Origin of the sequence: Aequorivita vitellina (assembly GCF_022008365.1) — a bacterium.
Lineage (GTDB): Bacteria > Bacteroidota > Bacteroidia > Flavobacteriales > Flavobacteriaceae > Aequorivita > Aequorivita vitellina.
In genome coordinates this window covers 1-12,414 of sequence record NZ_JAIRBA010000021.1, presented here as the reverse complement: position 1 = coordinate 12,414, position 12,414 = coordinate 1, and the positions used below count along the sequence as shown (strand labels likewise).

9 protein-coding genes and 1 CRISPR repeat array are annotated in these 12,414 nt (G+C 36.9%); of the genes, 8 read left to right on the top strand and 1 reads right to left on the bottom strand.

Going from position 1 to position 12,414, the window contains the following annotated elements; genetic code table 11:
* Nucleotides 1–18: 18 nt before the first annotated feature.
* Nucleotides 19–822 (bottom strand): hypothetical protein, encoded by an 804-nt coding sequence (locus K8089_RS10880; RefSeq protein WP_237603319.1) that lies wholly within the window; start codon nucleotides 820–822, stop codon nucleotides 19–21.
* A 361-nt stretch (nucleotides 823–1,183) separates the two neighbouring features.
* Between K8089_RS10880 and K8089_RS10875 the strand changes: the two genes are divergently transcribed.
* The 8 genes from K8089_RS10875 to cas2 all read left to right on the top strand — a co-directional run bounded on the left by K8089_RS10875 (nucleotide 1,184) and on the right by cas2 (nucleotide 11,136).
* Nucleotides 1,184–1,600, top strand: a complete 417-nt coding sequence (locus K8089_RS10875; RefSeq protein WP_237603318.1) for a helix-turn-helix domain-containing protein — start codon at nucleotides 1,184–1,186, stop codon at nucleotides 1,598–1,600.
* 533 nt (nucleotides 1,601–2,133) lie between these two features.
* On the top strand, nucleotides 2,134–2,583 hold the full coding sequence (locus K8089_RS10870) for a hypothetical protein (RefSeq protein WP_237603317.1): 450 nt from the start codon (nucleotides 2,134–2,136) through the stop codon (nucleotides 2,581–2,583).
* Nucleotides 2,580–3,434: an ABC transporter ATP-binding protein gene (locus tag K8089_RS10865; RefSeq protein ID WP_237603316.1), complete on the top strand. Its 855-nt coding sequence runs from the start codon at nucleotides 2,580–2,582 to the stop codon at nucleotides 3,432–3,434. The genes K8089_RS10870 and K8089_RS10865 overlap by 4 nt, the downstream gene beginning before the upstream one ends.
* Entirely contained in the window at nucleotides 3,431–4,261 is an 831-nt protein-coding gene (locus K8089_RS10860) for an ABC transporter permease (protein WP_237603315.1), read from the top strand. Before K8089_RS10865 ends, K8089_RS10860 begins: the two co-directional genes overlap by 4 nt.
* Entirely contained in the window at nucleotides 4,258–4,911 is a 654-nt protein-coding gene (locus K8089_RS10855; protein ID WP_237603314.1) for a hypothetical protein, read from the top strand. Before K8089_RS10860 ends, K8089_RS10855 begins: the two co-directional genes overlap by 4 nt.
* 394 nt (nucleotides 4,912–5,305) lie before the next feature.
* Nucleotides 5,306–9,874 (top strand): type II CRISPR RNA-guided endonuclease Cas9, encoded by a 4,569-nt coding sequence (cas9, locus tag K8089_RS10850; RefSeq protein ID WP_237603312.1) that lies wholly within the window; start codon nucleotides 5,306–5,308, stop codon nucleotides 9,872–9,874.
* Nucleotides 9,871–10,785: a type II CRISPR-associated endonuclease Cas1 gene (gene cas1, locus K8089_RS10845; RefSeq protein WP_237603311.1), complete on the top strand. Its 915-nt coding sequence runs from the start codon at nucleotides 9,871–9,873 to the stop codon at nucleotides 10,783–10,785. The genes cas9 and cas1 overlap by 4 nt, the downstream gene beginning before the upstream one ends.
* Nucleotides 10,786–11,136 (top strand): CRISPR-associated endonuclease Cas2, encoded by a 351-nt coding sequence (gene cas2, locus K8089_RS10840; RefSeq protein ID WP_237603310.1) that lies wholly within the window; start codon nucleotides 10,786–10,788, stop codon nucleotides 11,134–11,136. It abuts the gene before it with no gap.
* A 121-nt stretch (nucleotides 11,137–11,257) separates the two neighbouring features.
* Nucleotides 11,258–12,365: a CRISPR direct-repeat array (repeat unit 46 nt; unit sequence CCTGTGAATAGTCAACTAAATTACAATTCTGAAAGCAATTCACAAC).
* Between the last annotated feature and the right edge of the window lie 49 nt (nucleotides 12,366–12,414).

The window sequence follows — 12,414 nt, the reverse complement described above, 5'->3', positions numbered from 1 at the left end:
CGTCTTAATAGCAATTGTCTACATAGAATTATACAAGTGCCTCACAAAAGTTCTAACTGTTAAAACATCTTCCCGCTCAAAAAGATTTTTAGAACGAAAGCGGAGGTCATTGTGATTGGCATTTAGAATTTCCTGATATTGATCCTGCTCAAATAATGAGGCTGGGAAGATGTAATCTGGAATGGGGTGGCAAAACTGAAAGAGGCCGAAAAGATACTTGAGGTGAAAATGGTTGGGATAATACTGCAGACGGGAGTATATGCCAGAAAGTAACAGCAATTCTAACACATCATGCATAGTTACCGCCAATAGCAAGGTTTCCACATGTTCTTCCATTTCAATTAAAAGGCTACTAGCCAACTTATTTCGGTCGCTAACATATTTTTTGATGCCCTCCTCGTTTTTTTCTGGAATGTCGGTTAGGATTAGTTTTTCCGCATCCAACTCCTCCCCTGCTATCAACCAGGCCTTTTCCAGAATATCTTTATAAAAATGTTTCTGCTCAGGCTGCGCTTTTGCAATTTGTTTGTAGGTATGTATCAGCAAGGTGCAGGTGTATCTTCCTTTGGTTTCCGTTGCCACAATATCCATCAAGTTTGCCGTGGCATTGTGGGCTAGCTTTTCCACACAGGCAAAAAGATAAAAATGATCGTGCCGGTTTTCGGAGGCACACTTACCATCCATAATATCGTGCTTGGTGTTACTGTTGCAATGTATACCAAAACAGTACAAGCTTACTAAAGCGCAATGTTTTTGAAGGATGCTACCAATTTCTTTTAGTGCTAATTTTCTTGCCGTTATGGGATGGGTTTTTGTTTCCATACTTTCTGGGTTTTAGGTAAAACTTATTTTTTAGTTCTGACCATCAAGTTGCTGTAATTTAGGGAGATATAAAACCAAAAGCTAGGGTAAAAAACCAATGGGGGTGGATATTTTACCAACAGTTGATGATCTCTGGGCCCATGACCCATGACCTTATACTCATAACTCAAGGATCACTAGCTCTGAAATCACCGACTCAAGACTCAAGAAATGTGACACGTGTACGTTCCACTACGCTACTCTTTAATCATTTTTCTATATTCTTCACAGCTAATTATTAATTGATAATTGCTTTTCAGTATTTTACCAAAGTGACAGCAAAGGCTTAAAAAATTAAAAAAAGTTTCTTATTTTTGGAACTATGAGCACAACAACAAAAACCAACCATATAGGCCGAAAAATAAGTCGCATACGCGAACTGCGCGGGATGAAGCAAGAGACCCTTGCCGAGGTAATGGGTATAAGCCAACAAAGTATTTCGCATATTGAAAACAGTGAGACTTTGGAAGCCGAAAAACTGGGGAAAGTGGCAAAGGCATTGGGAGTTACCAAAGAAGGTATTGAGAATTTTTCAGAAGAAAATGTGATCAACTACTTTAATAACTTTAACGATAATAGTTTTAGCAATAGCCAAGGAACATTTAATGCTAATAATTGCACTTTTAATCCGTTGGAAAAGCTAATGGAAGTTGTTGAAGAGAACAAAAAACTTTACGAGCGTTTGTTAAAGGCAGAGCAGGAAAAGAATATTTATTTAGAAAAGCTTTTGGGAAAATAGTTCCTGTTTGTTTTGTTTAATGAGCCTTGGCGTAAGTGCTGAGGTTTTTTGTTTTTGGGCAGAATCATCTATCTATTTGCGCACCCACGGATTTCCGGTTTCATTATTCGCAAATACTTGTATCATATAATTATGGGTGCAGGTAGCGGTTATACATTAAAGCCTAAAAAGGAGTGTAAGAAATTATTTTTATACGCTACTGCGAGCAGTATAATGTTGCAGCTTTTGGATGAAAATTATATACTGGAAACTGAAAATTTAATGGTTATAAAGAACCTCAGCGTTTCTTCAATTGTAAAGAAAAGCATATGCAGTTTATTGCTCGTGGTACTGAAAATGTTTAAGATTTATTATTCATCGGTCATTGCTTGTGTGCCATACGTCTTTTTTACAAAACTGAACTCTTGCACTTTGAAAGCAGATAGCCTATCTTAGCATTAATGAAGATAAGTCAAATACCAAAACAGCCCCATCCCCTAGTTTCCTATTTTCGGGTTGGGAGGCTTTTGTATGGCGCTCTGCTTTTATTTATTTTGGAATCTTGGATATACGGGGTGCAATTGAGCAAGGCTATTTCTTCTTTATCGGTTATAGGAATAATATTTTGGACGAGTTTTTTTCTCTTTTCATTTGTGCATATTTATTTGGTGATTATGGACGGTTGGTCGCGGTACCAAAATTATAAACGCGCCAAGGATCAGTTTTTTGAGCACGGGTTTAACCCTCGAATTGCAATGCTTTATATTGGTTCCAAATGTCAGCGTATGGCTGCAGAAACCGCTGCAGAAGAGTTGGGAATTAAGCAACAGGTGCAAGACTTATACAAGGATTGTGGCGTAAAATGGTTTCACTACATCCCGTATTTTATGATAGAGGAGCCTTTTTTCCTCTTTAAGAAAAAATTTTGGTCACGTACTTTTTTAGAAAACTACTATAAACCGAGGTACAACTATCAACTCCTTGCCGAAACACAATCTATATGATTTCAGGACATAATATTTCCAAAAATTACGGCAAGCTGCAAGCGCTACAAAATGTTAGTATTGCCTGTAATAGTGGCGAAATATGTGGCTTGGTAGGTGCCAATGGCGCGGGAAAATCTACTTTGTTTAAAATTTTATTGGGGCTGGTTTCTGCAGATAGCGGTTCCGTAACCATTCACGGCGATGGTGCGAAAAAAATAGGAGGCATAATTGAAAAACCTGCTTTATACTCGTATTTGAACGCTCGAGAAAATTTAAAGGTTTTTGCGAAGATGCAAAATGCAGCTTCAGACAGTAGTACAATTGAAGCAGCTTTATTACAAGTAGGTTTATCGCTTGACCGGAAAGACCCAATCCGCAACTATTCTATGGGGATGAAACAGCGTTTGGGAATTGCAGTTGCGTTATTGAATAAACCTTCGTGTTTGCTGTTGGACGAACCCTTTTCCGGATTAGACCCGGTAGGGATTCAAGCCTTAAGAAAACTAATCGTCAGTTTGGCAAAGGACCACGGGATGGCAATTTTAATTTCTTCGCACATCGTTGAAGTGTTGAGTACACTTTGCACAAAATTATTTGTAATTCACAATGGCGAAATATTGCAACACGGCTCCACGCAGGACATATTGAACAAATGTGTAAAAAGCTATACACTTTGTGGAAATGAACTTGAAACTGTTTCATTTTTGAAGAAATACGGCGTGGCTGCTCATTCCAATTGTATCACTATTCCTGCCTCGGCTACAGAAATTTCAGATATAATTTTTAAGCTGTCGGAACAAGGGATTGCCATTACCTCCTGTACGCCAGCCTTGGATGTGGAGCAACTTTTTAAGGCAACTTCAGTATGATGCAACTGGTGTATTTAGAAATCTACAAGTTGTGCAAACAAAGTCGCACTTACTACGCAATTTTAGCGCTGCTTTTTATTGAAACGGTAGTAATGGTAAGTGGTTATTATCAAGGTGCAGAAATTTTAGATATTGTCTTGGCGAATTTAAAGGACACTTTTTATTTTGAAGGAAATTTACTCAACGGCAACTTGGTTATTTATTTTATTCTCAACTCTTTTTGGTTTCACGTGCCATTGTTATGTATGATTATAGTTTCGGGTATGTTCACCACCGAATACGAAGATAAAACCCTGCAAACTGTGCTTATGCAGCCAATCGTAAAGTGGAAATATCTATTGGCAAAGTATATTACTGCCATCCTTTTTACGGTAGTTTTAGTGCTTTTTCTGGCCATCACTTCATTTGTATTTTCGTATGCTATCTTCGGCACGGGAGATTTGGTAGTTTACAGCGATGGTCTTTCATTCTTTCAGCACGAGGATGCTTTTCTACGGTTGGGTTATGCGTTTTTGGTGGGAGCGCTATCGTTGGTTTTCTTTTCGGTGGTGAGCTTAACCTTGGCGGTGCTTTTTAAAGAGAGTTTTAAAACATTAATCGTTGCAGCTTTATTTTTAATTATCTCTACACTCTTGTTGAAGATTGACCTGCCGAACGATTTCTTAAACCAAATTGTGTATTTTAAATTGAATAATACCTGGCAACATTTTTTCACTTTTAAAATCGATTGGCCGCTAATTCTTATTAATTCGGCATTATTGCTTTTCTATACCTTACTTACCATAGGAATAGGGCTTTTTGTATTTCAAAAAAACGATACCGCATGAAACAACTATTTATAATAGTCGCAATTTTTACAGTCTTTACAGCCACAGCTCAAACTGCCGAAGAAGATGTGTTAAAAGTTAAATCAAGGCTAGACAGTATTGAAGGCTTTTCGGCGACTATAAAATTGCATGCCGACATATCTTTTATTCAAATGCCCGATAAGGAAGCTGCGGCGGTTTTTACAAAAGGAGAGCCCATTGTTATTACTTCCGAAGACTTTACACTTATTCCCAAACGCGGTTTAGATCTTTCGTTTCGGGAATTGTTTGAACATCCTTTTATTACTGTAGATAGGGGTGAGATTTCTAATAAAGCTAATTTACGCGCCGTTTCCATACTTCCTACTAGCGAGAAGGCGGATTTTAGTTTGGCAACACTTCACATAGACACAAAAAACCTGCGGATTGTTTGGGCAGAGATCAATACCAAAAAAGACGGTACCTATGCTTTAAAATTAGTATATCCGGATAATAAAGCCGTTTTGCCTAGTAATCTTACTATTTCCTTCGAAATTGAAAAAATCCGTATCCCCTTAAATTTTGCAGGAAAGGATGTGAAAGTAGATCGTAAAAAGATGCGGGAAGAGGATGAAAAGAAGGGGAGAATTATTCTGGATTTAGATTATAGTAGGATTGGGAAAGGCGGTTAGATTCGCTTCTCTGCTGAAAATAGGACTCGCTTTGCTGTGGGAAATAGGATGCGGGAATTGCTTCGTTGTAAAGGTCTTTTGTTTTGGTCAAAAGCATTTTGCAATAAACTACGATCATTGTGGCTAAACTTCAAAAACGCACTACTATCCTATCGGTTTGATTGCGAAGGCGTTTTAGATTATGGAGTTCGAGAAATATTTAAAAAAGGAAGGCGACACAAATTAATGTACCGCCTTAAATGTTTTCACAACGGAATAATCCTTATTGTGAATTGCTTTTAGAATTGTGAATCAAAGATATTAAAAAAATATTTAAAGGTCTTTACGGAAAACCGTAAAGAATAAAGAATTGTTTTTAATATTTTTAAGGTTTATCTATTAAAGTAATAAAATTATGAAACAAATTTTAGGATTGGATTTGGGGACGAACTCTATTGGATGGGCACTTATAGAACAGGATTTTGACAAAAAAGAAGGAAACATAATTGACCTCGGGAGCAGGATAATCCCTATGAGTCAAGAATTAATGGGAAAATTTGATAGTGGAAAAACAGTCTCCCAAACTGCAGAACGCACTCATTACAGGGGTGTTCGTAGGCTATATGAACGCAGGAATTTAAGAAGGGATCGTTTGCACAGAGTGCTAAATATTTTAGGGTTTCTTCCTGAGCACTACAAAAAGGGCATTGATTTCAGTACAAGATTTGGACAATTTAAAGAAGATAAAGAACCAAAATTAAATTATAAGGAAATCGAAAATGGAAGGTTCGAGTTTATTTTCAAAAAAAGTTTCGATGAAATGGTGAGTGACTTTCAAGAGCAAGGTATCGAAAAAATTCCTTATGACTGGACAATATATTATTTAAGAAAAAAAGCACTTACCCAACCAATAACTAAAGAAGAACTGGCTTGGATACTTCTTAATTTCAATCAGAAAAGAGGGTATTACCAATTAAGGGGAGATGAAATAGATGAAACATCCACAAAGAAGTTTGAGGAATATTACGCCTTAAAAGTGATAAACGTTGAAGCAACAGCCGATAAAAATGCAAGAGGAATCTGGTATAATGTACATTTGGAAAATGGTCTGATCTACAGGAGACAAAGTAAGGAATCCTTATCGGACTGGATAGGAACTATAAAAGAATTCATCGTTACAACCACATTAGATAATGAAGGAAACCCAAAACGCGATAAGCAGGGTGAAATAAAAAAATCATTTAAGGCTGTAAATTCCGAAGCCGATTGGATTGCCATAAAGAAGAAAACAGAGCAAGATTTGGAACAGGCCCATAAAACCGTAGGTTGTTATATTTATGATACTTTATTGAAAGTTCCGAATCAGAAAATTCGAGGTAAGCTAATTCGTACTATCGAAAGAGAATTTTACAAGAATGAACTTAGGCAGATCCTTGAGGAACAAAAAAAGCATCATCGGGAGTTACAAAATACTGATATTTATCAAGCGTGCATAACGGAACTCTATCCGCGAAATGAAGCGCACCGATCTAAAATTGCCAATGAAGATTTTATTTATTTATTTTTAGATGATCTTATTTTTTATCAGCGGCCTCTCAAAAGCAAAAAATCCTCTATTGCCAATTGCCCATTTGAATCACGATTCTATAGAAACAAGGAAGGAAAAATAGAGGAACAGGAACTTAAATGCATACCCAAATCACATCCATTATTCCAAGAATTTCGATTGTGGCAATTTATACAAAACCTGAGTATCTATGAAAGAGAAGTGAATATTAAAGGGAAACCAACCCTTAACCATCCCATTACGGATACTATTGTAAAGAACCAGGAAGATTATGTAAAACTATTTGATTATTTGGCACATAGAAAGGAAGTTGACCAAAAAGTCTTACTGAAATATTTTGGGTTAAACCTAAAAAAATTTCGATGGAACTACCCTGAGGACAAGACCTATCCCACGTTTGAAACTAGATCCCAAATTGTTTCCCGGCTCTCATACTTGGAGAATGTGGATAGGGAAGAAATTCTTTCTAAACGGATGGAGCTTAATCTTTGGCATATTATTTATTCGGTTAAGGAGCCACAAGAATATAAAAAAGCTTTAAAAACATTTGCACAAAAAAACAATCTCAATGAGGATGTTTTTGTCGAAGCTTTCAAAAGTTTCCCTCCTTTTGCAAATGATTACGGTGCCTATTCACAAAAAGCACTCAAAAAACTATTGCCATTAATGCGGATGGGAAAATATTGGGTTGAAAATAAGATTGACGAAAAAACCAAAGATCGAATACAACAGATTATTACAAGAATTGATGATGCAAAAAGTAACAATATTCCCCTTGAAAACGTTAGTGATGATGATGTTCCATTGCGGTTACTAAGAAGCTTTTCAAATACAATAAATCCATATAGCGGTCTCAACACGTATCAAGCGAGTTATGCAGTTTACAACCGTTTTTCGGAAATAAAAGAGTTAACCCCTTGGCGTTCTCCCAAAGATATTGAAAACTTTTTAAAGGATTTCAAACAACACAGTTTGCGAAACCCAATTGTAGAGCAGGTGGTTTTAGAGACCTTGCGGATGGTAAAAACAATCTGGGAAGAATATGGGAATGGTGATTTCGATTTTTTTGATGAAATCCATGTTGAACTGGGCCGGGAGATGAAAATGGATAAAGCATCACGTAAGAAGTTATCTTCACTCAATATCGAAAGAGAGACCACTAACGAGCGAATGCGCCATCTCCTACGAGAAATATATGATGCGGGCAATAAAGACGCAAAATCATATTCTCCTTCGCAGCAGGAGATATTAAAGATTTATGAAGAAGGTGTTTATGATAATTCTCCTGAAAAATATCAGAATATCTCATTGGAAGATATTGACAGTATAAGAAGAAAAAACAGCCCTTCCAAAAATGAAATCCAAAAATACAGATTATGGCTGGAGCAGGGATACGTTTCTCCCTATACCGGAAAAATTATACCCCTATCAAAACTATTTACCACAGAATACGAAATTGAACACATTATTCCCCAATCTCGCTATTTTGATAATTCATTAAGCAACAAAATAATTTGTGAGAGTGCCATAAACCCCCACCCCTACAAAGGCAACCAAACCGCATTTGAATTTATCAAAAATCAGGGTGGAAGCCTTGTGCCAGAACTATCTTTTAACGGAAGCACTTCTTTATTAACTCTTGAAGAGTATCAAGCTCATTGTGAGCAATATTTTTCAAAAAGCCGTTCAAAGCTCAAAAAACTTTTAAGCGAAGAAATTCCAGATTCTTTTACAGAAAGACAATTAAATGATAGTAGATACATCAGTAAATTAATCAAAAGCCTGTTGAGCAATATTGTGCGCGAAGAGAATGAACAGGAATCTACCGCCAAGAAACTTGTGCCAGTTGTTGGTGCCATAACGGCAAAGTTGAGACAGGACTGGGGACTCAATGACAAATGGAATGATTTAATAGCTCCTCGCTTTAAGCGTTTGAACAAAATTACGAACACAAATGATTTCGGTTTTCAGGACGGAAACATTTATAGACTTACCGTGCCAGAGGACTTAAAGTCAGGATTCAGCTCTAAACGGATTGACCACAGACACCATGCATTGGATGCTCTTGTAGTTGCATGTATAACCAAGGATCATACAAATTATATAACATCATTAAATACGAAAAGAAAGAACTATAGTTTAGTTGAAAAACTGCGACATACCAAAGAAATGGTTCGAAAAGATGGCACAAAATATAAAGTTGCAAAGTCATATAAAAAACCTTGGAAAGGATTTGCCTCGGAAGCTCAAGAAAAATTAGAAAATATAGTGGTCAGTTTTAAACAAAATAAAAGAGTCCTCACCAAGACCAATAATAAGTATCAAAAATGGGTGGAAGATGGCGAGGGAATATTCAAAAAGAAAATGGTGCCGCAAACAAAAGGAGATATGCGTACCGTGCGTAAACCCATGCACAAAGAAACTGTTTATAGCAAGTCCAAGTTAAAAAGAATTAAAGGTGAGGTTGCCTTAAACCGAGCCCTGATGGACTGGGAGATGATCGCTGACAAAAAAGTAAAATCTATTGTTCGCCCCAAGGCACTCTTTTACAATGACAACATCAAGGATCTTAAAAAACACTTCAAGGCTTTTCCAATTAAAATTAATGAGGAAGTAGTTTCGAAAGTATTGATGTATGAATATATTGAAGCAGATGCGGTTCGGAGATATGTAACATCCATTTCCAGCCGAAAGCAATTGGTAAGCATTACAGATCTCAGCATCCAGAGAATTTTGGAGAGACATCTTGCAAATTATAAAGATGAGAAGGGGAATGAAAGCTTTGATCTTGCCTTTTCACCTGAAGGAGTTTTTGCGATGAACAAGAACATCCAGACCTTGAACAACGGAAAGCCCCATCAACCAATTTATAAAGTCAGGCTATCGGAGGTCGGCAATAAATTCAAACTGGGAGAAACGGGCAATAAGAAAGACAAATATGTGGAAGCCGCAAAAGGCACCAATCTGTTTTTTGCCGTTTATTGGGATGAGGAAAAACAAAAAAGAAATTATGAGACCATACCTTTAAATGAGGTGGTGGAACACCAAAAACAAAGGTTGCACTTACCAAAAGAAGTACGAACAGAAATACCGATTAAACCAGAATTGGGACAATTTTTATTCTCTCTTTCCCCAGATGATTTGGTTTATGTACCAACTGACGAGGAGATACATGAATCTGGCTCTTATGGGAAAAACCTTTCAAGTAGCCAACTAAATAAAATTTATAAAATGGTAAGTTCCTCGGGTAATCAGTGTTTCTTTATAAAACATGAAATATCCAAAACAATTTGGAACAAAAGAGAGTTTTCAGCTCTTAATAAAATAGAAAGAGACATAGAGGGCAATATGGTTAAGGAAAGATGCTGGAAACTTACTGTAAATCGCTTAGGGAAAATTGAACAAATAATTAAATGATAAAACGCACCCTCTTTTTCGGCAATCCCGCCTACCTCAGCACAAAAAATGAACAGTTAGTGGTAAATTTCCCTAATGATGAAAAGAAGGAAGCCACCGTCCCCATAGAGGATTTAGGCTATATTGTTTTGGAAGATCCGCAGATTACCATTACTAATGGATTGTTGATGAAACTGGTGCAAAACAAAACTGCTGTAATAACTTGCGACAAACAACACCTCCCCTGCTCGCTCTTGCAACCTCTTGTAGGCCATACTGAGCAAACGGAGCGTATTCGCTATCAGCTGGACGCAAGCCAGCCGTTAAAGAAAAATCTGTGGCAACAGACCGTACAGGCCAAAATTGAGAACCAAGCTGCGCATTTGAAAGGCAGGGATAAAAACGAATTAAAATTAAAACGATGGGCAACCCAAGTAAAAAGTGGCGATGGCGATAATCACGAAGCTTATGCCGCGGCATATTATTTTCAGAATATTTATAGCGATTTGGTATCCGGATTCAGTCGAAACCAGAAAGGCATCGCGCCTAACAATTTATTGAACTACGGTTACGCCATTTTAAGGGCCGTAGTGGCAAGAGCATTAATAAGTAGTGGTATGCTCCCATCGGTGGGCATTTTCCATCGCAATAAATACAACGCCTTTTGTTTGGCCGATGATATTATGGAGCCATACCGCATTTATGTGGATGCTGTTGTTTATGAAATTTTAGAAACGGGTGCAAACATCGAGGAGCTTACTACTGCAATAAAATCACAGCTTTTAACAATTCCCGCACTCGATGTGTTTATTGACGACAAATGGAGCCCGTTGATGAATGCCGTGAGTAGAACCACTAACAGTTTACACGACTGTTTTAAAGGAGATAGCCGAAAGATTCTATATCCGCAATTTATAGTTAGTGCGGTATAAATGATTGACCAAAACAATTTTTCAAGATTAAACCAATACCGCAGTATGTGGGTACTTGTATTTTTTGATTTACCGACCGAAACCCGAACCGAACGAAAAGTGGCGGCACGTTTTCGAAAAAATCTTTTAGACGACGGATTTGGCATGTTTCAATTCAGTATTTATATGCGATTTTGCGCCAGTAGAGAAAATAGTAGTGTACATATTAAACGAACTAAAAATAACCTTCCAAAAAAGGGGAAAGTGTGTATTATGCAGATAACGGATAAGCAATTTGGCATGATGGAACTTTTTCACGGACAAAAAGAAGTAGAGCCAGATACTCCATCGCAACAGTTGGAATTGTTTTAGAAACCCAGAAACAGGAATAGAAAACGGGCGTTCCAAAAGGGTTTCGACTGCGCTCAACCTGACATTCCCAATTCTAACAAGACCTATAAAAAACAGGATACCAGCCACTTACGGCGGGTATCCTGTGAATAGTCAACTAAATTACAATTCTGAAAGCAATTCACAACTTATTTAATTCGATTAATATACCCTCTATTCCTGTGAATAGTCAACTAAATTACAATTCTGAAAGCAATTCACAACATAAGATAACCACTAGGGAATTTGTAGATTCCTGTGAATAGTCAACTAAATTACAATTCTGAAAGCAATTCACAACGGATGCGTATGTGTAGAAAATTTCATTTGCCTGTGAATAGTCAACTAAATTACAATTCTGAAAGCAATTCACAACTGGAAATGGTACGGTTGTTGTTGCTACAGTCCTGTGAATAGTCAACTAAATTACAATTCTGAAAGCAATTCACAACAGGATAGAGTAGAACTCTTAAAAATGGCTCCTGTGAATAGTCAACTAAATTACAATTCTGAAAGCAATTCACAACTTGGAAATGGTACGGTTGTTGTTGCTACAGCCTGTGAATAGTCAACTAAATTACAATTCTGAAAGCAATTCACAACGACGATTGGCAAAAGGAATTCGGGAAGTTCCTGTGAATAGTCAACTAAATTACAATTCTGAAAGCAATTCACAACGGAGACCAGCTTTAGAAAACAGTTAGAAAACCTGTGAATAGTCAACTAAATTACAATTCTGAAAGCAATTCACAACGATTATTGGTACAGTAGAACAAAAGAGCTTCCTGTGAATAGTCAACTAAAATACAATTCTGAAAGCAATTCACAACTGGTTTTGCTTATTTTAAACGCTTCAATATACCTGTGAATAGTCAACTAAAATACAATTCTGAAAGCAATTCACAACACAAAATTGAAGCATTAAATAAAGATGGCACCTGTGAATAGTCAACTAAAATACAATTCTGAAAGCAATTCACAACTACTTATGTTGTCTTTTTGGTATTAAGTGTCCTGTGAATAGTCAACTAAAATACAATTCTGAAAGCAATTCACAACAGTATTGGGTGATTTAATGCAACTTCTAAACCTGTGAATAGTCAACTAAAATACAATTCTGAAAGCAATTCACAACTAAGCCAAGAAAGATTTAACAAAGCAATGGCCTGTGAATAGTCAACTAAAATACAATTCTGAAAGCAATTCACAACTACTTAAATGAAGGCAGCGACCTCATTCTACCTGTGAATAGTCAACTAA